Here is a 23,517-nt window from a genome sequence, read left to right on the forward strand (position 1 = left end):
TAGTTTAATCCTCCACTACCACACATTTATTTTCTTCCACATCTTTTTCTACAGTCTTGAATTTAACCTTTTCTTTGATGGTACCATCAGGATATTTCACCGTTACCTTGTCATTCCTGCCAAAAGTTTTTGTGGTATGTCTTGGCTTAGTAATTTCCACTTCACGTTGTGGAGCATTTGCCTGCTGACCGTTTCCTCCACCCGATAGCAATGATCTGGATTCAGCTTTACTTTCCCTAAGTCGTTGGGCCCTTTGCCTGGCTTGCTGAGCACTCTGAACCTCCGATGGATTGGAAATTGGAATATCTGCTTTAGAAAGAAATGAAATGGTATCGGTATTCATACTTCCTATGAAATCCTTAAACAGTTCAAAAGCTTCAAACTTGTAAATTACCAGAGGATCCTTTTGTTCGAATCTCGCATTCTGCACCTGTTCCTTCAATTCGTCCATCTCCCTCAAATGTTCCTTCCATCCCTGATCAATAATTCCAAGTGAAATACTCTGTTCCATTGATTTAATCAAAGATTTGCAATTGCTGCCCTTGGCCTTTTCAAGGTTTGTGACCACATTTATTTGTTTTGCTCCATCTGTAAATGGAACTACAATATCTTCTACAGTTCCACCTCTTTCCTCAAAAGTTCCTGCAATTACAGGGTAAGTCTTTTTCTTTATGTCTTCACATTTTTGAACATATTTATGATAAGCCTGGTCATAAAGTTTATCAGTTAAAGCGGTAACATCTCCTTTATTAAATTCATCTTCGCTTATTTCAGGAGTTATTCCAAAAGAATGAAGTGCATTAAGTTCAAATCCCTCGTAATCCCCTACAGTACTCTCAATCACACTTTTAGCAGAATCATAGAAGAACCTCATGATATCCAGCTCAAGTCTTTCTCCCTGAAGGGCATTTTTTCTTCTTTTGTAAATCACTTCCCTTTGGAAATTCATCACATCATCATATTCCAATAGTCTTTTCCTTATGGAGAAGTTATTTTCCTCTACTTTCCTTTGCGCTCTTTCTATAGACTTGGTGATCATGGAATGCTGAATCACTTCACCTTCTTCCAAGCCTAGTCTGTCCATTACTCTGGCAATTCTGTCTGAGCCAAATAACCTCATTAGGTTATCTTCCAAACTGACAAAAAACTGACTTGATCCCGGGTCACCCTGTCTACCAGATCTACCTCTCAGCTGCCTGTCTACCCTTCGGGATTCATGCCTTTCCGTACCTACAATTGCCAAACCTCCTGCTTTCTTAGAATCAGGATGAAGTTTAATATCGGTACCCCTACCTGCCATGTTGGTGGCAATGGTGACAGTTCCGGGCAAACCAGCACTGGCTACTACTTCTGCCTCTCTGGCATGCTGCTTGGCATTTAATACCTGATGGGGTATCTTACGGATACTTAATAATCTGCTTAAAATTTCAGAATTTTCTACAGAAGTTGTACCTACCAATACAGGTCTTCCAGCTTCCACCAACTCCTGAATTTCTTCTGTAACAGCATTGAATTTATCCCTCAATGTCTTATAAACCTTATCCTCCCTGTCTGCCCTTTGAATAGGCCTGTTCGTTGGAATAACTACTACATCAAGCTTATAAATTTCCCAAAATTCGCCTGCTTCAGTTTCTGCTGTACCTGTCATACCGGCAAGCTTATGGTACATTCTGAAATAATTTTGTAGGGTAACTGTAGCGTAAGTCTGGGTGGCATCTTCCACTTTTACATTTTCCTTAGCTTCCAGTGCCTGGTGAAGTCCATCAGAATATCTTCTTCCTTCCATCACCCTACCAGTTTGCTCATCTACAATTTTCACCTTGGAGTCTACAATTATATAGTCAACATCTTTTTCGAAAAGTGTATAAGCCTTTAGTAGCTGGTTAATGGTGTGAATTCTCTGGGTTTTGGCCGTATAATCAGAAATCAGTTCATCTTTTAACCTGATTTTTTCTTTTTCTTCTACGTCCATTTTATCAATCTCATCCAGCCCAACCCCAATATCCGGCAACACAAAGAATGATTTGTCTTCCCCTTCGTGAGTAATTAACTCTAAACCTTTTTCGGTAAGGTCAATCACATTGTTTTTCTCATCAATGGTAAAGTATAATGGCTCATCGGCTTTTGGCATTAACTTCGCATTCTCCTGCAAATAGAAATTTTCCGTCTTTTGCATTTTTTGCTTAATGCCCATTTCACTCAAATACTTAATCAATGGTTTGTATCTTGGCAAACCTCTGTGAGCCCTTAAAAGCGCCAAACCTCCGTCTTCATCATTTCCTTCGGCAATAAGCTTTTTAGCCGTTTTCAGGTATTCAGAAGTTAATTTTTTTTGTGCCTCAACAATTTTCTGAATCCTTGGTTTTAGGTCGTTATATTCCTGTTCATCACCCTTGGGTACTGGCCCGGAAATAATCAGTGGAGTTCTGGCATCATCAATCAACACAGAGTCAACCTCATCCACCATTGTAAAATGATGCCTTTTTTGTACCTGTTCGTCCAGGCTTCTGGCCATGTTATCCCGGAGATAATCAAAACCAAATTCATTATTAGTTCCGTAAGTGATATCAGCCTGATACGCCTGCTTTCTGGCATCAGAATGCGGTTGATATTTATCTATACAATCCACCTTCAGGCCATGAAATTCCATTAAAGGAGCCATCCATTCTGAGTCCCTTTTCGCCAGATAATCGTTCACAGTTACTATATGTACGCCTCTTCTGGCCAAGGCATTTAGATAGGCAGGTAAGGTTGCAACAAGCGTTTTTCCCTCACCAGTAGCCATCTCTGCAATTTTCCCCTGGTGGAGAACAATACCTCCAATCAACTGAACATCGAAGTGGATCATATTCCAGGTGATTTCCGTTCCGGCAGCATCCCACTTATTCACCCATTTGGCTTTCCCTCCAGAAATCGTAACATTGTTTTTTACAGCGGCAATAGCTTCATCTTTTTCTGTTGCAGAAACCTCAAGAAATCCATTTTCTGTATATCTCCTGGCCGTCTCTTTTACTACAGCAAATGCCTGAGGTAGCACATCCATCAACACTTTTTCCAGCTCTTTGTTCCGGTCTTCCTCCAGTTTATCAATTTCCTGAAAAACAGTTTCTTTTTCTTCTATATCCAGATCAGGATTATCCTCAATCTTTTTATGCAGGGCCTCGATTTTTGTATCAATGTCTTTTAAATATTCATCAATAATTCCCTGTAATCTGGGAGTTTCGGCCCTTAGTTCATCATCAGATAATTGTGCAAGTTTTGTAAACTCACTGTTTATTACATCTACCAAAGGACCTATTTCTTTTAGATCTTTATCCGATTTGGTACCAAATAATTTTGTAAAAACTTTAGTAACCAGGTTTATCATATTATTTTATAAATTTTAATACAGAATTGAGCATTACCAAAGCCATTATTTCTGGGCTTCTGGAAATGCTACAAATTTACAAATAGAATTTCAGAATCGCTTCCTCTAAAGCCATGCTATTTTAAAAATCACTGCCAAATCGGCACAAACGCTAAAAATATCTTAATTCATTTTGATATTTCCTTTAATTTCCCACTTAAGTCCCCACCCTTTCAATCTTAATTTCCTTAGCCCTAATTATTAAAAAAGTACCACATTTTATTTGATAAATCAGTAATATTAGCTTACTTTCCCCAAAAAATACAAAGAAGCTCAAATTGTAACATGGCTGATTTTATCAATATTAACCCAGATAACCCGCAAGAAAAAAAAATACTCAATGTGGTTGATGTATTGCGGGCTGGAGGCCTGGTGATTTACCCTACAGATACTATTTATGCTATTGGTTGTGATATTTATAATACAAAGGCAATCAGCCGTCTTTGCAGGTTAAAAGGAGTAAAACCTGACAAATTGGACTTCTCCTTTATTTGTTATGATTTAAGTGAGATTAGTAATTATGCAAAAAGAATTAGCAATCCGGTATTTAAACTAATGAAAAAAACACTTCCCGGACCTTATACCTTTATCCTGGAATCCAGCTCCAACGTTCCCAAAATTTTTGGAATTAAGAAAAAACAGGTAGGGATACGGGTTCCTGATAATAATATACCCAGAAATATTGTAAAAGAGCTCGGTAACCCCATCCTCACTACTTCAATACGGGATGAAGATGAGATCGTGGAATACTTTACTGATCCTGAATTAATATTAGAAAAATACAATAATCTGGTGGAAGCAGTGGTGGATGGAGGTTATGGCAACAATGTTCCATCAACCATTCTTGATTGTACAAATGATCATATTGAAATTATAAGGCAAGGCTTGGGTGAAATTGATGATTTTTTATAACTTTTTTTAAAAAAAAATTCCCGATGCCTATAATTATCGTTAATTTCGAAACTCTTAAAAATTCTACTAAATTTATTTAGGATAGCCTGTTATTTAAATAAAATAATATTTTTTTGTACTATTCTAATATTTTCCAATTCCTTTAATTTCATTAACTTTTTAAAGTTTAACCGGCTAATCCATAGCCTTAGAATTGCAGTTTAAAATTCAAAAAACTTACATTAAAGTAAAATTTCATCTTATACAATAAATTAATGACCAAAAAGCTTTGAGGCTAATAATAAAAATCCACTGGTTTTGATGCTTAAACTCAAACTACTTCTAATTAAAAAAATCTAAATCCATTTATTCATTTAATTTAAATCCATTATGAATATTGCTGTAGTCGGTACAGGTTATGTAGGTCTCGTTACAGGGACTTGTTTAGCAGAAACAGGTAATAATGTTATCTGTGTGGACATCAATGAAAAGAAGGTTAAAAAGATGCAGGAAGGAGAAGTTCCTATCTATGAACCAAATCTGGATGTCATGTTCGAAAGAAACATAAAAGCCGGCAGATTAACATTTACAACAGAACTGAAAGAAGCTGTAGATGAGGCTTCCATTATCTTTTTAGCATTGCCTACTCCTCCAGGGGAAGACGGATCTGCAGATCTTTCTTATGTATTAAATGTAGCTGAAGAACTGGGTAAAATAATTACCGAATATAAGGTAATTGTAGACAAAAGTACTGTACCAGTTGGAACTGCAGAAAAGGTTCAGGCCAAAGTGGCTGAAAATGCCAAAGTCGATTTTGATGTAGTTTCCAACCCTGAATTTCTACGAGAAGGTTTTGCGGTAAGTGATTTCATGAAACCTGACAGAATTGTAATTGGAGCAAGTTCAGAAGCAGCAAAAGCATTAATGGGAGCTTTGTATAAGCCTTATGTAAGGCAGGGGAATCCAATTATTTTTATGGATGAAAAATCTGCAGAACTTACCAAATATGCTGCGAATTCATTCCTGGCAACAAAAATCACTTTTATGAATGAAGTAGCCAATTTTTGTGAAAAAGTGGGTGCTGATGTAGACAAAGTGAGAATTGGAATTGGTACTGATACCAGAATTGGAAAAAGGTTCTTATTCCCGGGAATTGGTTATGGAGGAAGTTGTTTTCCAAAAGACGTACAGGCTTTGGTAAAATCAGGAAGAGAACAGGATTTTGATTTCCATATTTTAAATTCAGTAATGGAAATCAATGAAAAACAAAAAACAGTTATCGTTCCTAAAATTAAAGCCTACTTTAATAATGATTTAAAAGGGAAAAAACTGGCACTTTGGGGATTGGCATTTAAACCTGACACAGACGATATCAGAGAAGCTCCTGCTTTATATATTATAAACGAACTTGTTGCTGCAGGAGCTGAAATTGTGGCTTATGATCCGGAAGCGATGGAAAATGTTCAGGAACTTTTAGGTGACAAAATTAAATATGCAAAAGGTCACTATGAAGCAGTGGAAGGCGTAGATGCTCTGATTGTAGCTACAGAATGGTCCCTATTCAGAGTACCTGACTTTGGTAAACTGGCTAACTCTATGAATGCCAAGGTAATTTTTGATGGAAGAAACCTTTATGATCTATCCGAAATGAAAGAACTTGGTTTCTACTATGCCAGTATAGGTAGAGATTTGATAAAACCTTGATAATTATATGACAGCCGGTTACAATCGTGCACCGGCTTTTTAAATAGAAAAATTCAAAACAATTAAAAAACCTTAACACATGAAGAGGGTACTAATCACAGGAGCAGCCGGTTTTTTAGGTTCGCACCTTTGCGATAAATTTATTGATAATGGTTATCACGTAATAGGAATGGACAATCTTATTACAGGTAACCTTGATAATATTGAACATTTATTTAAATTGAAACAATTTGAGTTTTATCATCATGATGTTTCAAAGTTTGTACATGTTCCCGGAGAATTAGATTACATTGTTCATTTCGCCTCTCCGGCAAGTCCAATTGACTATCTGAAAATTCCAATTCAGACCCTGAAAGTTGGGTCTTTAGGCACGCATAACCTTTTAGGTTTGGCTAGAGCGAAAAGTGCAAGAATAATAGTAGCTTCCACTTCAGAGGTTTATGGAGATCCGGATGTTCATCCTCAAAAGGAAGAATATTGGGGAAATGTAAACTCTGTAGGTCCTAGAGGAGTTTACGATGAAGCCAAAAGATTTCAGGAAGCCATTACGATGGCCTACCATACCTACCATGGCCTTGAAACAAGAATGGTAAGAATTTTCAACACTTATGGTCCAAGAATGAGGCTGGATGATGGAAGAGCACTTCCTGCATTCATGAGCCAGGCATTAATGGGTGAGGATTTAACCGTTTTTGGTGATGGAAGTCAAACCAGATCTTTCTGTTATGTTGATGATCTTGTTGAGGGAATTTACAGACTACTTTTAAGTGATTATGCTTTACCGGTAAATATTGGAAACCCTAGTGAAATTACCATTAAAGAATTTGCAGAGGAGATTATCAAGCTAACAGGTACTGATAACAAGGTAGTTTATAAAGATTTACCTAAGGACGATCCTAAGCAAAGATGCCCCGATATTACAAAAGCCAAAGAAATTTTAGGATGGGAACCTAAAGTGGATAGAAGTGAAGGATTGAAAAGGACATATGAGTACTTCAAAAACAAATTAGGCAAATAGATCATTTAATAAAATTTGAAAAAGACTTGGTTTCATAATAATAATTTTCCAGTCAAATTATTTATTTCTGAACAATTCAAAAGCAGAAACCCAAAGTAGTTGCTTTTTATTTTGTATCATCCAAGTTCCTTTAAATATCAATTATTATTATATTAAGTGTTATATTTGTTTTGCACAAGTTTTTATTTTCTAATATGACAAGTGAAGAGAAAAAGGCATATTTACTTCTTAAATCTGTAATTTTCCATTACCATGGACTGGATGAGGATGAACAAAAAATTCTTGATGAAACAGCTGATAATCTAAGTGCCCATAAGGAATTAGAGTGGGCGAATGAATTTATTTCAGAAGATTATTATACAGCCTTCGACAGAGCCAGAGACTATTTAAAGGACATTATGAATGGGCTGGCTAAAGAAGAAAGACTTTCTTACCTCAGTATGGTGTGGGATGCCAATAATAAAAAAGGTTACATTAGTGAAATGGAAGCTACTGCTATGTTAAAATTGGCCAAAGATTGGCAAATTGAACGGGATCTAATTGAAATGATTAAACGTTAATTTGCTACTGTTATAAATTAAAAAAAGGGGAATCAAAAATTTTTGATTCCCCTTTTTTGCGGACTTCCCAAAACTATTTCCATGCATTTTTCAAAAACCTGATCCAGTTTTTATACATAATATTTTCGATGTCCTCTTCTTTATAGCCTCTTTCTTTCAATAATCCCGGCACTTTCTGAAGATCTGTGATGGTCTCTAGATCATGGGGACATTGTTCCTTTCCAAATCCTCCATCCAGATCAGTCCCAATTCCGGAATGAAGAGAATTTCCTGCAATCTGACAAACCCTGTCGATATTATCAATCAGCTGAATCAATGAAACATGCTCATCTACTGGATTGGATTTTCCTCTTACCCAGCCGGGCACCATCATCCATGCATCCAATGCCCCGCCTATTACTGCTCCACGGTTAATTAATTCTTTAATTTGCTCGTCAGCAAATTGCCTGTTATGTGGTACCAGTGCACGACAATTGGAATGGCTTGCCCAAACATGGCCCTGAAAATTATTCATGGCTTCCCAAAAACTTTCATCACACAAATGTGTTGCATCCAAAATTATATTGAGATTTTCCATCTCTTTTAATAACTCCCGCCCTTTTTTACCAAGACCACCTTCCGAATCCGTCCCAAAAGCATAAACACCAGGTCCATAATGAGCCGGGCCTAATGCCCTCAATCCCTGCGAATAAGATTTTTCCAGATGCTTCATGGAAACAATGGAATCAGCCCCTTCCAGGCTTAAAACATACCCAATTGGGTGATCTCCATCAGGATTTTCTAACCACAAATTTAACTGATTTTCTAACTGATCAATATTTGTAATTTGGGTCATTTCCCCCAAATCTTCCATTACTTTATACCAGGCAAGTTGTCCCTGAGTTTGTGCCCATGCCTGTTCCTGGGATTGCCAACCAGGAAGTAGACTCCCAGGTTTTACATATCGGGCAATTTGGGTAGCAACACAAATACCAATTTTTCCCCTTCGCATTTCCGGAAGGCAAACCGTATTTTTTCCCCGATCCGGTTTATCCTCTAGTCCTTTCTCCAATTTTCTTATTTCAGCGACAGATTTTCTTATATCCCTATTCCATTCAAGGGCATTCATACTTAAATCCAGATGAGCATCAAATACAAACATCGATATAGTTTTAATAAGTTATTTTTTTATTTCGTGCAGTAATTTTCCAACTATCTGTCACTTCTTTATTGTTTACAACTAATGCCTCTTCATAAAGGCAGCAGGTTGGGCAAATGTGCTGAGGAATTCCATATAATACCTCTCCGATCTTCCATTTGGAAGCCTCTTTCGTTTCAATCACCATATGCTCTTCACTATGATTTACAATTTTGTAATGAGCTATTTGGGGGAAATTTACTCTTGGTTGTGGTTGTTCCGATGCAATTGATTTATAACCCAAATCAAGACAAATCAAATTTTCATCTGGTTTGCTTATCACCCTTGTAAGTAAAAGTGCAGCATGATTAAAATGTAAATCTGGAAGTGATTTTTCATAACCCCAATCCCACAAAACGGAAGTTCCAGGAGCAACTTCCCAACTCTTATTTTTACTGTGGATGGTAAATGTGGGGGTACCACCAGCTACAATTTTAGGAGATCCAAAGCCAAGGTTTTTCAGTTTTTCAATTAATTGAATCACTTCTTTGAAGGCATTCCTGCATGCAGCTTTTCTTTCCTCAAAATCTGAATGATGAATATGACCATCGTAAATATGTAAACCCACCGGAAAAACTCCAGGTAATTCTTCCATCAATTTCCATAGTTCAGAAACACCTTTATTTGGCTGAATACCAGTTCTTTGCATTCCACAATCAATATCCACATAAACCTGAATACTTTTTTCTTTACCTGAAAATACTTCAGAAAGATTTTGGATTGTATCAGGGTTATCCACAATTGTAGAAAAGGCTGTTTTAGGAAAATTAGAAACCAATTGAAGTAACCTTTGCATATTAATTTCTGATGGCTGAATTGCCAGCAGAATATCGGAACCACCAGATTCGGCTACCATTTCAGCTTCAGCAATTGTGGCACATTTGAATTTTTCAATTCCATGTGATAGATGAAGTTTAATAATTTCAGAGGTTTTATGAGTTTTTACATGTGGCCTGAGTTGGTTAACATTTCCATCCACCAGAGAAATCATCTGCTGGATATTCTCATTAATTAAATGCGGATAAAAAAGTAAAGCAGGAGTATTTATGAATTCTGGATTTTTAACCAGAAAATAATCATTTACTAACATTAAAAAAGGGATATAGTTATAGTTTGTGGCAACTAAACATAGATTTTAAATTGACATTTCAGGAATTTGGCCATTCACAATTAAATTCCCCTCAGTTGCTTTTCTAATTTCTTCAATACTAACTCCGGGAGCTCTTTCTACTAATTTAAATCCCTCCTCTACAACCTCCAAAACAGCTAAATTAGACACAATTTTTTTTACGCATTTAACTCCTGTGATAGGTAGAGAGCATTTTTTTAATAATTTAGATTCACCGGCCTTGTTGGTATGCATCATTGCCACAATAATATTTTTTGCAGAAGCTACCAAATCCATGGCACCACCCATTCCCTTTACCATTTTACCAGGAATTTTCCAGTTGGCAATATCCCCATTTTCAGCAACCTCCATTGCACCCAAAACGGTCAGATCAACATGGCCACCCCTTATCATGGCAAAACTAACTGAGGAATCAAAAATAGAAGAGCCAGCCAATGTAGTAACTGTTTCTTTTCCAGCATTGATTAAATCAGGATCAACATCTCTTTCCTTCGGGTACGGGCCCATTCCTAACAGGCCGTTTTCAGATTGCAAAGTAACATTTACCCCTTCAGGGATATAATTTGCTACGAGAGTGGGAATTCCTATTCCCAAATTCACGTAATACCCATCCTGTAATTCCTGGGCAATTCTTTTGGCAATACCAAATTTATCAAGTGACATATTATGCGTAGTATTATTGGTTAAAAAAAATAGTAGTGGTTACTTTTATATTGTTGAATTCAATATATAGGTCAATTTGATCAGTTCCTAATCGAAAGGTGATTAGGTTTATTAGAAAAATCAAATAATTTGACCTATTCCAAAAGTTAATACAAAAATAAGGGTGGTAAGAGCCATTTGTTTTAAATACGGATCAAGATCACCTGGTTTTTCATATTTTGAAACCGCATTTCCGTTTTTCAATAGCAGTGGTAGTGCTAATAAAAATAAAAGCTGCCACCCGGACTGAAAGTTTAAAAGAACATAAGTAAGTGATAATACCATTCCTGATACTAAAAGCAACCAGTGATAAATTCTAGCTTTTTTTCTCCCGATTCTCACAGGGATAGACATTTTCCCTGCAATTTTATCAGAAGGAATATCCCTTATATTATTTACATTTAAAACAGCAGTGGCAAATAACCCGCAACTGGTTGCTGGCAGTAAATTTAACCAATCCCAGGTATTGGTATGTAAATAAAATGTTCCTAAAACCCCCAACCAGCCGAAAAAAATCATTACTGAGATATCTCCCAAACCGGCATAGCCATATGGACTTGGTCCTGCGGTGTAGGTTATTGCTGCCCCAATAGCCAGAATTCCGAGTATCAGAAAAATCAAAATGTATATGAAATTTTCATTTCCAAAAGATACCCAGATTAAACTTAATCCAGAAATTAAGGATAGCGTGGCAAACAGGATCATCGCATTTTTCATTGCCTTGGCTGAGATTTTCCCAGACTGAACAGCCCGTGAAGGTCCTTCTCGCTCATCGCTATCCGCTCCATGTTTTGAATCACCATAATCATTGGCCAGATTAGAAAGAATCTGTAAAAAAATTGTAGTGAGTCCACTTAGTAAAAAAACTTCCCATCGGAACATCTTCTGGGAAGCGGCCAAAAAGCTTCCCATCCCAATACAGGCAAGAGACAGTGGTAAGGTCCTCAATCGGAAAGCTTCTATCCAGTATTTTATCATTATTTAAAGATTAATCTTAATTTTTAAAATATTTTATAAATACATTGCAATAAAATTATTTAAGAATATTGGGTAATCTGTATATTTATAAAAAAATCGCATGGAAAACCGTTTGGCGATTCTCTTGCTGTAAAAATATATAAGCTATTATATTTTTTAAAAAGGACCTGAATTCTAGTTCAATTATCCTTTTGAAAATAAAACAATACCAGAGCCATTTTAATTTTAAGGCTAATTTATACCTATAAAGATGTTGCTGATTACTCCACCAAATAGTCTTATCTGAAATCACTTTTTTTACAAATATCAACTTTAAAACAATAGCAAGTTGACAAAACCACAAATCCTTTTTGTTAATTGTCGCATTGCATACTTGATTGTCGATTTTTTCAAAATTAATTAACTATGACCAAAAAAAAACTTGTTGTACTCTCCGGGGCAGGTATTAGCGCTGAAAGTGGAATACCAACCTTTAGAGCCTCTGACGGATTATGGGAAGGGCATGATGTAATGCAGGTGGCCACCTTTGAGGGTTGGCGAAGAGACAAAAACCTGGTATTAAACTTTTATAATGAAAGAAGGAAAGCTGCCCTAAATGCAAAACCGAATGAAGGACATATTATATTGGCTGAACTTCAGACTTATTTTGATGTAACCATTGTAACTCAAAATGTAGACAATCTCCATGAAAGAGCAGGATCGAAAAAGGTGATTCACTTGCATGGTGAACTTTTTAAATCTAGAAGTACGTTAGATGATACCCTGGTATACGATATTGAAGGTAGTGAATTGAAATTGGGTGATAAGTGTGAAAAAGGCTCACAATTACGTCCCCACATTGTTTGGTTTGGTGAATCTGTTCCAATGATGGATATCGCTATTGAAGAGGCATTAAGTGCAGAAATTTTCATTGTGGTTGGAACTTCCCTTTTGGTCTATCCTGCAGCAGGGTTGGTAGATTACACAAAGGATTCTGCGCACAAATATATAGTTGATCCTAAAATGCCAGAGCTTGGCAGGCGGTATCAAAATTTACATTGTATTGAGGAAATAGGAAGTGTCGGGTTAAAAATGGTAGCAGAAGAAATTACTTCAGAATACGCATAATTAAAAAGGGTTAGTGACATGATACCACCAACCCTTTCCATCTATCTTAATTTTAATTTAAATCTTAAAATTCCGCATTTTGTGGAGTTCTCGGAAATGGAATAACATCTCTTATATTTCCCATTCCGGTTACAAAAAGCATCATCCTTTCAAAACCTAAACCGAAACCACTATGAGGAGCTGTACCAAATTTTCTTAATTCCAAATACCACCACAACTCAGATTCAGGAACATCCATTTCTTCCATTCTGGTTTTTAACTTTTCCAGGTTTTCTTCTCTTTGGCTTCCTCCGATTATTTCACCAATCCCTGGAAATAGGATATCCATTGCCCCAACAGTTTTGCCATCCGGATTTTGTTTCATATAAAATGCTTTTATATCCTTTGGGTAGTTGGTGAGAATAACTGGCTTTTTATAATGTTTTTCTACCAAATACCTTTCATGTTCAGATTGCAAATCTATTCCCCATTCCACAGGAAATTTGAATTTCTTTTTCTTGTGTGGCTTAGAGTTTAGTAATACCTGGATGGCTTCTGTATATTCTAATCGCTCAAATTCATTCTCCACTACAAACTTCATTCTTTCAATCAACCCTAATTCGTTTCGCTCATTTTGAGGTTTATTCTTCTCCTCATCGGCAGCCCTCTTATCCAAAAACTCAAGGTCATCCATACAATTGTCCAGAATATAACTGATAATTGATTTCACAAACTCTTCAGCCAAATCCATATTATCATTTAGATCATAGAAAGCCATTTCAGGCTCAATCATCCAAAATTCAGCAAGATGGCGGGAAGTATTGGAATTTTCAGCTCTGAAAGTCGGTCCAAAAGTGTAAACTTCCCCAAGAGACATTGCCCCTACCTCAGCCTCTAACTGGCCTGAAACGGTCAGGTTTGTTTCTTTCCCGAAAAAATCCTCCTTATAATTCACAGAACCATCTTCATTTAGTGGAGGGGTTTTTGGATCCAGGGTACTCACCCTAAACATCTCTCCTGCCCCTTCAGCATCCGATCCGGTAACGATGGGAGTGTGCATATAAAAGAAGCCCTTATCATTAAAAAACTTATGTATTGCAAAGGCAAGATTATGCCTTATCCTCATGATAGCACTGATCGTATTTGTTCGGGGTCTTAAATGGGCTATTTCCCTTAAAAACTCAAGTGAATGCTTTTTAGGTTGCAGTGGATAAACCTCAGGATCCGCCAAACCAAGAATTTCTATATGCTCAGCAATAAGTTCTACAGATTGCCCTTTTCCCTGTGATTTTACCAATACACCATTCACAGAAATACAAGCTCCGGTATTGATATCCTTAATAGTTGCTTCCGGAAGTTTTTCCATATCCACTACAATCTGGATATTTTTTATAGTGGAACCATCATTCAAAGCGATGAAGGTCACATTTTTCCCTTCTCTCTTAGTTCTTACCCAACCTTTAGCATTTACCTGATTATCCACCAGGTCACTCTGAAGCAAGTATTTGATCTTCGATCTTTTCACAGTTTCGATTAATTTTAGAAGATTAACCAGCCAATAAAAATGACTTAAATTATTAAAATTAGAGCTTAGAATAAACAAACCCCCGAATAAACTCCGAGGGTCAATTTTGTTACAAAAAAAAGGGTTTTTCTGGTATAATCAAACCTTTGTCAGGTTTGAGTTTCGAATGTATTCCGGATGCTAAAACATTATGATTGTTTTTTAGGCAAAAACTCAGCAAAAGGACATTTTTTAGAGGGAAATCAAAAAGTTAACCTGGAAAACTAGTTTTTTGCACCATTCAAGAGTTCATACCCAACATTATTTTCATCCAACAACTCCTTTATATCTTTCCAGGGAATTCTGATTTCGTTTTCGCAAACATTTTTGTTTTGATTTTTTTCACTGTCATCAATAATGATCACCAAATCAGTGCTTTCAATACAGAAATTGTTTAAAACTGAGGGCGATTCAAATTTACATCCATATTTCGAATTGATATAGGTGATCAATTCTTTGCTGTAATCAACCTCTGGCCTGAATAAATCACTGATATAGATAAAACGATTCCTGGAAACATCATAATTAATGGTTTTACTCAGGTCTATTGGATTTTTCAGTCCTGAATAAAAAGTCCTTTTTTCAAATTTCACACTTAATACCCCATGGTATTGCCTGCAAATATTATAATCCAGATTCAGGTAGCTATAACCGAAATTTGAAGCATTTCCCTTTTTTTGAAGCTTCCCTTGAAAATCAGTTATTGCTGCGCTCATTATTTTCTGAACAGCAAGATTTAATTCATAGTGTTTTTCGTGATTTTCGTCTAAAATTTCGGGATAGGAAATATTGAGCTGATAAGATAATTGAGGATAGTTTTTATTAAACCCTCTTTTGATAATGGAAATGTCCTTTTCTGAGATGGCAGGTGAGCCACCAGAAAAAGGGTTGATCAATACCACTGCAAAGTATAGAAGTGAAATTAACTTCATATAGCAAAATTAAAAAGCACTATCTGCTAAAACAGACAAATTAAAGTAAACATAATTTTAAGATAGCAGGACTTTTTGTAAGGAAATTTGGCAGATTTCTATCCTGGAGATAGAACAAATGTTGGTGCTAATGGGATTATTAGTGGCTTAATGTAACAAATCTACTGTTTTTTATTAATAAAACGTAATATTTTTTTTATTACGTATAAAATTTACCCATTAAAAATTATATCATTAATAATCTCCAAATAGCACAAATGAATAAAAGCACTAGAGAAATGGGTGTAAGGTATTTCCAACACAAAGACATAAGCTGGTCCACTCTTAATCTGGGATAGGTCCATCTTATCCACATTTGTACCAGAATTAAGGCAAAAACTTTTAATAATATCCAGAAAATTCCCCAAATATTGCCCATTACCGTGCCTGGCAACCCACTTGTCCATTCAGCTAATCTCAAACTACCAATATTGGGAAAAGGCGTGTTCCATCCTCCAAAAAATAAAATAGCAGCAACAAAACTAACTAAAAGCATCATGGCATATTCAGCCAGCATCACCATTGACCATCTGAATCCAGTATATTCCGTATGAAAACCGCCAATCAATTCAGACTCAGCTTCTGGTAAATCAAAAGGGGTTCGGTTGGCTTCCGCCAGACTGGAAATAAAAAATATGATAAATACAAAAAACAGCAAAGGCATCCGAACTACATTCCAGGTTAAAAACCCACCAATATCTGTGACTTCTATACCAAGCTTTTTAATTCCAAACAGGTAATTTAACTCATTGGAATAATTGATAGTCTCTGTCTGATATTGTTGAATCCATATTCCCTGCTGAAAGCTAATTTCCTGCAAGTTGAGTGTTTGGCAAATCACTACCGCACATAAAACAGAAATTCCCAAAGGCACTTCATAGGAAACAATCTGAGATACAGCACGCATGGCCCCATAGATCGTGTACTTATTATTGGAGCCCCAACCTGCCATCAGAATTCCTAAAACATCAAGAGATATAATGGCCAGAAGATAAAAAACCCCTACCGAGGCAATTGACCCTATGATCCCTGAAGTAAGTGGAATAACAGCAAAACCAGAAAAAACCGCTGTGAAAATAATAACAGGGGCTACAAGAAAGAGAAACTTATCTGCAGTTTTGGGAATTATATCTTCTTTCTGAATTAATTTTAGGAGGTCTGCTACGGTTTGGAGAATACCAAATTTACCCACTTCCATTGGACCCAACCTATCCTGGGCAAAAGCGGATACCTTTCGCTCAATATAAACAGCGAAAACTGTATAAATTATAACAAGAAGTAGTAAGAGAACGAAGGCAATAACCATCCTAAATAATTTTCAGCTAAAATTTGGTCCAAAGTTAATTTCAATTTCTGATGAAAAAAACTCTTTCCAATTTATCCTCTTAGTTTATCCAATAAATAACTTAATTGTTTCAGTTCCTCAACTGATAAATTACTACAACAGAACTCTATTTTTTCGGGTGAATTCTCTATCTCTTTCAATAGATCCAAACCCTTGGCAGTTATTTTTACATCCACCTGCCTTCTGTCATCTTTACAAACATGTCTTCCAACAAGACCCTTCTGTCTTAATTTCTCCACCAATCTTGATGCATTTGACATTCTATCCAACATTCTTTCCATCAATAAATTTATGCTGGCTGGTCTAGGATATTGTCCTCTTAAAATTCTTAATATATTAAATTGTTGGGGAGAAAGGTTATACTGTTTAAAAAATTTGGCATTCAAAGAGTTAACCCAATTTCCGGTAAACATTAAATTTAACATGGCTTTCTGGTGCACACTTGAAAACTTGTACTGTTTTATTTCTTCTTCAAAATTCATGTTAAATCTTTTTTAAGTATAGCAATCCTGGAGATGGAATAATAAACTTAAGCTGCCACAATTATCCTGACTCACAAAGTTTCAATTTAATCTACTTTTTTCTGAACTGCGGCATTAAATCAAAAAAATATTTTTTAAAATGAACAATTAAAGAGATTATTTAGATAATCTAAAAAAACAGGAATTTAGCCTTGTATAGGATATTTAAGAAATTTTTCAGCTAATCAGCCTAAATTGAATTCCTCATATTATTCCAATTTTGCCAAATTATCCAACTTTCAATTGCTTATTTTTAACGTGCAAACCCTATAATTAACCGAAGCATTTTGATACTGTTCTTCAAAAATTTTAAATTTATAGAAAAGATTTTTTAAAATTTAACTGAACAACCCAATGAAAACTATAATAGGCTCATTCCTTTTATTTTTAATGTTCCCCTTAATTTCGTTTTCCCAATCTGTTTCTTTTGATGTAGAAGAAATAAAGGAAAATATCAGTAAAGGGGAAGCAAACGGATTTGCTGTTTATATCCCACAAGCCCATCGAAAAGATGTAGAAAAAGCATGGAGTAAAGACATTAGAGTAGATACAAAGTCAAAAGTGGTAGAAAAAGATGGAGAATTCTTCATTGAGGGTACAAATATCGATAGATTATCAGCAAATCCTATTAACGTATTCAGCAGGATAATAGAAATGGATAGTGGAGTGAAAGTACATGCATTTTTTGAAGTGGATTCAACCTTTTTATCAAGTGAAATTGATGAAGAAAAGGCTACAGTAGCCAAAAAAATTGTAGCTGAATTTGCATCCGATGCCTATACTTTTGCAGTTCAGGAGGAGTTGGAAGAGGAAGAGAAGAAATTAAAAAATTTAAACAATGACCTGAAAAAACTGGTGAATGAAAATGAAAAAATGCATAAAACAATTGCCATGAATAATTCAGATATAGATGCCTTAAATGCTGATTTGGATCAAAATAAACTTAAACTTGACCCTAACCATGGAAAAACAGTGGCAGTTTATGATGAAAATGGAAGGGAAATCGATAGGGCTCCGGCCCCCTCAGAAGTTAAAAAGATTGATGCAGATTTAAAAAAGGAAATTGATAAGGAAGCAAAAAAAATACATAAAAAGATCTTTAAATTAGAATCAGAAATTAGAGAAGCTGAAAGAAATATTCCAGTTAATTTGCAGGAACAGGAAGAAAAGAAAAGTGAAATTGAGGCTCAGGAAATGGTAATTGAAAAAGTAATGCAAAAATTGGAAAATGTCCAATAAAAACTGTCTGACATTTAAAAGGGCTGTGTTCTAACATTAAAGAATACAGCCCTTTTTTATGAAGTTGTTCAAAGTTAAATCTTTTGACTACGTATGGCCTATTTTGCAACATGCTTTCTCATTAAATAATGAGAATTACATAACTCCAAAATAGTAATAAATTTAGTATTTTTTTAAATTGAGGTTAAGTGTCAAATAACCACCATAATAATGCTTTCCCTCAGGCAAATTTTAGTTGGAATAATACTTTATTTCCATTTCTCAGGTCTTCACGCCCAGGAGAATATAAAAGATTTTACTACACTTTATGGGACTGTAATAGATTCTGTAAAATGCAAAAATAACCCCACTCAAAGTTACGCTCTTTTTCTTCCCAAAACCTACTCACCTGATAGGAGTTGGCCAGTTATTTACTTTTTTGAACCTGCTGCAAGGGGAGCACTTCCTCTAAATAAATATTATGAAATTGCTGAAAAATTCAATTTTATTTTCGTCTGCTCAAACAATTCAAAAAATGGTTCCTGGGAAACTGTATTTGATGCTGCAGATGCGATTTTCATGGACACCCAGGAACGGTTTAATATTGACAAAAATAGAATTTACACTTCTGGATTTTCCGGGGGTTCCAGAGCTGCAGTTACCCTAATTCATAATTATCCCAATATCAGAGGAGTAATTGGCTGTGGTGCAGGATTTTCAATCAACCCTGCTCACCACCCAACCAAGGCCCACAGCAACTTACGTTATGTAGGAATTGTGGGAAATAGGGACATGAATTATCTGGAACAATTTAGAGTTGCTGAAGCCTTAAATAAATTAGGTATCCCAAATTTCTTAATCACATTTGAAGGAAAGCATGAATGGCCTCCTGTAGCCAACTTTTATCAAGCCATAGAATGGCTGGTGTTTCAAGAACAGCTAATGAGGACAACTTCTGTATCAAAAAATGATATAAATACAGACTACTATTTTAATAAAAGAACCGAAGCTCTTACCACTTTAAACCAAAATGAAATCATTGCACAAACAAGGATTTACCAGGCTCTGATCAATGATTTTTATGGAATTTATAACATGGAAAGTTTCGCAAAAAGGTTGGAAAAACTACAAAATTCAAAAACTTATAAAAAGAAGGAGAAGGAAATCAGGAGGCTTAACTCCAGAGAGTTAGCCGAGAGAGAAAAGTACCTTCAGGCTCTTGCTCAAATTCCATATAATAATCTTATTGATAATGATAGCATTCAATATTGGTGGAAAATGGAAAGAAATGCATTGTTTCGGATGGAAAACAGTAAAGATTCACTTAAAAGTAGAATGGCTTCCAGGTTACTCAATCTTATATGGGCAACTTGTGCAGAAAAAGGGTGGGGAGCATTGCAAAAAGAAGACTTTATCCACGCATCAAATTATTTCTATTTGTGGACAGAAATTCAGAAAGATAGTTATTGGCCTTACCTCAACCTGGCCTGTTCTTATTCATTACAAAATAACAAACAGGAAGCAATAAAAATGTTAAAAAAAGCAACTGATTTGGATGAATTGTCACCGTCCACTCTTGAAAAAATCCAGGCATTAAACAATATCAGAAAAGAACCTGAATATATCGAAATCCTAAGCAAGTTACCCAAGGAATAGTTTAATACAGAAATACTTAGTCCACTTCTTTGCCGTTTTCAAGGAGTAAAAATTTATTATTTGAAAACACTTCAAATTAGCTTTATGCCTTATTTCCTTAATATTATTTGGTCTTTTGACCCGATTTTATTTTCAATATTTGGATTTCAAATAACCTGGCTAGCTTTTCTTTCAGTAATTGGATTCGGCTTTGGTTATTTGTTTTTGTATTATTCTTACAGGCGAGAGAAAAAATCAACCAAAGAATTGGAACTTCTTACAGTATACCTACTGATTTTTGGGTTTCTTGGTGCCAGAATTGGATATTTCATAAACCAATCACCTATCAATTTCTTTTCAGACTTACAGGAAACGGTCAACTTTAGTGTTGGAGGGTTTTCAAGCCAGGGAGGTATTTTAGGAATATTATTTGGCTTAATAGTTTATTCTTTTGGCAAGCGAAATTTTTGGCAAATCGTTGACAAAGTAGCAGTTTCAGGTTTAATAGTCGCCTTTTTTGTGAACATAGGAAATTTTTTAAGTTCAAATGATTTTGGTTCACCAACAAAAAGTAATTTAGGAATAGCTTTTACCGAACAAACAGGTTCCTTATTACATGAAGTTTTGGATAAGGTAAGTACATCCAAAGTTTTAGCAGATACTATCCAGAAAGAAGAAACTGAGTTTATCCCAATTAAAATTGAAATTTCATTTATTGAAGAATTTAATAACAGAAATGAAATAGAAACTTACTTAAATACAGAAGTAAAACAATTCCTGGCAAATCAACCTAACCTATATGAACCCCAGCAATCAAATTTAAAATATCAAATTGCTGATCAAAAGAAAGACAACAAAATTACTGCAGAATTAAGTACCTTCATTATAAAGAACCATCCCACCCAACTTTATGCTGCATTATTTTATCTGATCCTATTTATTCTCTTTTTTAACAGGTACTTTAAGCTTTCAGTAGGAAAAACCACTTCATTTCTTTTCATCCTGATATTTCTTTACAATTCTCTCTCTATTTATTACTTTGGATCTTTGGAGAACACCTCGTTTATTTCAAGTTTAATAAACCATGCTCAATGGATAAACATTTCCTTTATCTTAATAGGAATAATATTATTTATTAAATCCTTAAATCAGCCATCCAGAGTATCGTACTATTAAAGATATTACAGGAATTTCACTTCTCCTTAATAACAATCTTAAAGAAAAGAAAAAAGTAAAGGAACTTCACTAATAATAAAGGGCATAAAAAAAGGCAAATTCCGAATTGGAATTTGCCTTTTTTTTAAGAAATCAGAAATTAATTATTATTTCTGGGTGATTTATTCCTTCTGTTTCCTCCTCTTCCTCCTGGTCCTCTTTTTCTATCACCTTGAGATCTTCTGTCTCCTTTATCCGAACCGCCTAAATCAACATTTGGAGAAAGGTCAGGCTTACCATAAATTTCACCTTTGAAAATCCAAACTTTAATTCCAATGATTCCATAAACAGTTTGTGCCTCAGTTAGAGCATAATCGATATTTGCTCTAATGGTATGCAAAGGAATTCTACCTTCTTTGTAAGTTTCCGTTCTTGCCATTTCAGCACCTCCCAATCTTCCTGAAACTTTAATTTTAATTCCTTGCGCCCCTACTCTCATTGAATTAGCAATAGCCTGCTTCATCGCTCTTCTGTATGAAACCCTATTACTAATTTGCTGACCTACAGATTCAGCAACTAATTTTGCATCCAGCTCAGGTCTTTTAATTTCAAATATATTTATTTGAACATCTTTTTTTGTAAGCTTTTTCAACTCTTCCTTCACTTTATCAACCTCAGCTCCAGCTTTACCAATTACCACACCTGGTCTAGCAGTGTTAATAGTAATTGTTAATCTCTTAAGTGTTCTTTCAATTACAACTTTTGATATTCCAGCTCTTGGGTTTGGAATTCTGGCAGAGATATATTTTCTAATTTTCTCATCTTCAATCAATTTCGATGAAAAATCTTTTCCACCAAACCAATTGGACTCCCAGCCTTTCACGTAACCTAACCTCAGACCTGTAGGATTAACTTTTTGTCCCATGGATATAATCTTTTATAAATGCTTAATTTTCTGTTTCTTCTACTGACTCTTCCACTTCAATTCCAAAACTTTCACTGGAATCAACTACTAAAGTCACATGATTAGATCTTTTCCTGATCCTGTGAGCTCTACCTTGTGGAGCGGGTCTAAATCTTTTCAAGGTTCTTCCCTGAGTTACAAATGCTTCTTTAATATAAAGATCAGCATCTTCAATAGAAGAATCTGGATTAGAGTTTTCCCAATTAGCTAAAGCAGAAAGTAAAAGTTTTTCTATTAATGGAGCACCACTTTTAGCTTCGAACTTTAATAAATTAAGCGCTCTACCAACTTTTTGTCCCCTTATTAAGTCAATCACGAGCCTCATTTTTCTGGGCGCGATAGGAACATTATTTAATTTTGCTACGGCTTCCATTATCTTTTTCCTTTATCTTTTTTAGCAATATGACCTCTAAAATTTCTTGTAGGGGCAAATTCTCCAAATTTATGACCTACCATATTTTCTGTAACATATACTGGAATAAATTTATTTCCATTATGTACAGCTACTGTATGTCCGATAAAATCCGGGGAAATCATTGATCTTCTTGACCATGTTTTCACTACAGATTTTTTCCCAGATTCATTCATGGCCAACACTTTCTTTTCCAGACTGTGACTTATATAAGGCCCCTTTTTTAATGATCTAGCCATTTTTTATATTATTTTTTCTTACTTACAATCAATCTATTAGAATACTTGGTTCTAGACCTGGTTTTTTGCCCTTTGGCAATAATACCATTTCTAGATCTTGGGTGACCTCCTGAAGATTTACCTTCACCACCACCCATTGGGTGATCCACCGGGTTCATAGCTACACCCCTAACTCGAGGCCGTCTGCCTAACCATCTTTTCCTTCCTGCTTTCCCCAATTTCTCATTAAGATGATCACCATTTGAAACAGTTCCAATAGTTGCATAGCAAGTAATAAGCACCATTCTAGTTTCACCAGATGGCAACTTTATAGTCGCATACTTTCCGGTTCTACCTAATAACTGCGCATAAGCTCCGGCACTTCTCACTAAAGTAGCACCATTACCGGGTCTCAATTCAACATTATGGACAATGGTACCAACTGGAATTTTCTCCAAAGGAAGTGAATTTCCAACTTCAGGAGCTACATCTGGCCCTGACACTACTTTTTGTCCTACTTTTATACCCTCAGGAGCAAGAATATAAGTTTTTTCTCCATCCGCATATTCCAACAAACAAATTCTTGCTGTTCGGTTCGGATCATACTCAATTGTTTTTACCTCGGCCAAAACACCATGCTTTTTCCTGGCAAAATCAATAATTCTATATCTTCTTTTATGCCCGCCACCAATATACCTCATGGTCATTTTACCACTGTTATTCCTTCCTCCACTTCTTTTTTTAGGAGCAAGTAATGACTTTTCCGGTTTATCGGTAGTAATCTCTTCAAACGAAGGGGCTAGTCTATATCTTTGACCTGGAGTAACCGGTCTTAGTTTTTTTACACCCATTATTTCTTATGT

Annotated in this window: 21 protein-coding genes; 8 read left to right on the forward strand and 13 right to left on the reverse strand. The window is 35.5% G+C overall.

Annotated features, from left to right (window positions below):
• Positions 1-4: 4 nt before the first annotated feature.
• Positions 5-3,367 (reverse strand): preprotein translocase subunit SecA, encoded by a 3,363-nt coding sequence (secA, locus tag A3EM_RS0117615; protein WP_020529557.1) that lies wholly within the window; start codon positions 3,365-3,367, stop codon positions 5-7.
• 324 nt (positions 3,368-3,691) lie between these two features.
• Between secA and A3EM_RS0117620 the strand changes: the two genes are divergently transcribed.
• The 4 genes from A3EM_RS0117620 to A3EM_RS0117635 all read left to right on the forward strand — a co-directional run bounded on the left by A3EM_RS0117620 (position 3,692) and on the right by A3EM_RS0117635 (position 7,579).
• Entirely contained in the window at positions 3,692-4,318 is a 627-nt protein-coding gene (locus tag A3EM_RS0117620) for an L-threonylcarbamoyladenylate synthase (RefSeq protein ID WP_020529558.1), read from the forward strand.
• A gap of 369 nt (positions 4,319-4,687) precedes the next feature.
• Positions 4,688-6,001: a UDP-glucose dehydrogenase family protein gene (locus A3EM_RS0117625; protein ID WP_020529559.1), complete on the forward strand. Its 1,314-nt coding sequence runs from the start codon at positions 4,688-4,690 to the stop codon at positions 5,999-6,001.
• Positions 6,002-6,080: 79 nt separating this feature from the next.
• A complete protein-coding gene (locus A3EM_RS0117630) occupies positions 6,081-7,019 on the forward strand; it encodes a UDP-glucuronic acid decarboxylase family protein (protein WP_020529560.1) in 939 nt (312 codons plus the stop codon).
• Between the two features lie 194 nt (positions 7,020-7,213).
• Positions 7,214-7,579 carry a hypothetical protein gene (locus tag A3EM_RS0117635; protein ID WP_020529561.1) on the forward strand — a complete coding sequence of 122 codons (366 nt, stop codon included), beginning with the start codon at positions 7,214-7,216 and terminating at the stop codon, positions 7,577-7,579.
• Positions 7,580-7,652: 73 nt separating this feature from the next.
• Here A3EM_RS0117635 and A3EM_RS0117640 read toward each other — a convergent pair whose 3' ends face one another.
• The 4 genes from A3EM_RS0117640 to A3EM_RS0117655 form a co-directional block, all read right to left on the reverse strand.
• Positions 7,653-8,720: a dipeptidase gene (locus A3EM_RS0117640; RefSeq protein WP_020529562.1), complete on the reverse strand. Its 1,068-nt coding sequence runs from the start codon at positions 8,718-8,720 to the stop codon at positions 7,653-7,655.
• Between the two features lie 10 nt (positions 8,721-8,730).
• The gene (locus A3EM_RS0117645; RefSeq protein WP_020529563.1) at positions 8,731-9,846 is read right to left on the reverse strand and encodes a D-TA family PLP-dependent enzyme; all 1,116 of its coding nucleotides are present in this window, start codon (positions 9,844-9,846) and stop codon (positions 8,731-8,733) included.
• Between the two features lie 45 nt (positions 9,847-9,891).
• Positions 9,892-10,548 carry a CoA transferase subunit B gene (locus A3EM_RS0117650; RefSeq protein ID WP_020529564.1) on the reverse strand — a complete coding sequence of 219 codons (657 nt, stop codon included), beginning with the start codon at positions 10,546-10,548 and terminating at the stop codon, positions 9,892-9,894.
• A 120-nt stretch (positions 10,549-10,668) separates the two neighbouring features.
• Entirely contained in the window at positions 10,669-11,565 is an 897-nt protein-coding gene (locus A3EM_RS0117655) for a 1,4-dihydroxy-2-naphthoate polyprenyltransferase (protein WP_020529565.1), read from the reverse strand.
• A gap of 405 nt (positions 11,566-11,970) precedes the next feature.
• Between A3EM_RS0117655 and A3EM_RS0117660 the strand changes: the two genes are divergently transcribed.
• On the forward strand, positions 11,971-12,672 hold the full coding sequence (locus A3EM_RS0117660) for an SIR2 family NAD-dependent protein deacylase (RefSeq protein ID WP_020529566.1): 702 nt from the start codon (positions 11,971-11,973) through the stop codon (positions 12,670-12,672).
• Between the two features lie 64 nt (positions 12,673-12,736).
• Here the strand turns inward: A3EM_RS0117660 and asnS are convergent, their stop codons facing one another.
• The 4 genes from asnS to A3EM_RS0117685 form a co-directional block, all read right to left on the reverse strand.
• Positions 12,737-14,176 carry an asparagine--tRNA ligase gene (gene asnS / locus A3EM_RS0117665; protein WP_425402065.1) on the reverse strand — a complete coding sequence of 480 codons (1,440 nt, stop codon included), beginning with the start codon at positions 14,174-14,176 and terminating at the stop codon, positions 12,737-12,739.
• A 263-nt stretch (positions 14,177-14,439) separates the two neighbouring features.
• Positions 14,440-15,147 (reverse strand): hypothetical protein, encoded by a 708-nt coding sequence (locus tag A3EM_RS0117675; protein ID WP_020529569.1) that lies wholly within the window; start codon positions 15,145-15,147, stop codon positions 14,440-14,442.
• A gap of 226 nt (positions 15,148-15,373) precedes the next feature.
• The gene (locus A3EM_RS0117680; protein WP_020529570.1) at positions 15,374-16,492 is read right to left on the reverse strand and encodes a complex I subunit 1/NuoH family protein; all 1,119 of its coding nucleotides are present in this window, start codon (positions 16,490-16,492) and stop codon (positions 15,374-15,376) included.
• A 71-nt stretch (positions 16,493-16,563) separates the two neighbouring features.
• Complete coding sequence (locus A3EM_RS0117685; RefSeq protein WP_020529571.1) at positions 16,564-17,013, reverse strand: MarR family winged helix-turn-helix transcriptional regulator; 450 nt, start codon at positions 17,011-17,013, stop codon at positions 16,564-16,566.
• Positions 17,014-17,406: 393 nt separating this feature from the next.
• Here A3EM_RS0117685 and A3EM_RS0117690 point away from each other — a divergent pair, with 393 nt between their 5' ends.
• The 3 genes from A3EM_RS0117690 to A3EM_RS0117700 all read left to right on the forward strand — a co-directional run bounded on the left by A3EM_RS0117690 (position 17,407) and on the right by A3EM_RS0117700 (position 21,081).
• Positions 17,407-18,291: a hypothetical protein gene (locus A3EM_RS0117690; protein WP_157637938.1), complete on the forward strand. Its 885-nt coding sequence runs from the start codon at positions 17,407-17,409 to the stop codon at positions 18,289-18,291.
• A gap of 210 nt (positions 18,292-18,501) precedes the next feature.
• Entirely contained in the window at positions 18,502-19,926 is a 1,425-nt protein-coding gene (locus A3EM_RS0117695; RefSeq protein WP_020529573.1) for a TPR end-of-group domain-containing protein, read from the forward strand.
• A 60-nt stretch (positions 19,927-19,986) separates the two neighbouring features.
• A complete protein-coding gene (locus A3EM_RS0117700) occupies positions 19,987-21,081 on the forward strand; it encodes a prolipoprotein diacylglyceryl transferase (protein ID WP_157637939.1) in 1,095 nt (364 codons plus the stop codon).
• Between the two features lie 139 nt (positions 21,082-21,220).
• Here the strand turns inward: A3EM_RS0117700 and rpsC are convergent, their stop codons facing one another.
• From rpsC to rplB, 4 genes are read right to left on the reverse strand one after another with little or no spacing between them, the layout of a single operon-like run.
• Entirely contained in the window at positions 21,221-21,985 is a 765-nt protein-coding gene (rpsC, locus tag A3EM_RS0117705; RefSeq protein WP_020529575.1) for a 30S ribosomal protein S3, read from the reverse strand.
• 22 nt (positions 21,986-22,007) lie between these two features.
• Entirely contained in the window at positions 22,008-22,397 is a 390-nt protein-coding gene (gene rplV / locus A3EM_RS0117710) for a 50S ribosomal protein L22 (protein ID WP_020529576.1), read from the reverse strand.
• Positions 22,397-22,675, reverse strand: coding sequence for a 30S ribosomal protein S19 (gene rpsS / locus A3EM_RS0117715; protein ID WP_020529577.1), 279 nt, complete (start codon positions 22,673-22,675; stop codon positions 22,397-22,399). The genes rplV and rpsS overlap by 1 nt, the downstream gene beginning before the upstream one ends.
• An 8-nt stretch (positions 22,676-22,683) precedes the next feature.
• On the reverse strand, positions 22,684-23,505 hold the full coding sequence (gene rplB, locus A3EM_RS0117720) for a 50S ribosomal protein L2 (RefSeq protein ID WP_020529578.1): 822 nt from the start codon (positions 23,503-23,505) through the stop codon (positions 22,684-22,686).
• Between the last annotated feature and the right edge of the window lie 12 nt (positions 23,506-23,517).

Origin of the sequence: Flexithrix dorotheae DSM 6795 (genome assembly GCF_000379765.1) — a bacterium.
Taxonomy (GTDB): Bacteria; Bacteroidota; Bacteroidia; order Cytophagales; family Flammeovirgaceae; genus Flexithrix; species Flexithrix dorotheae.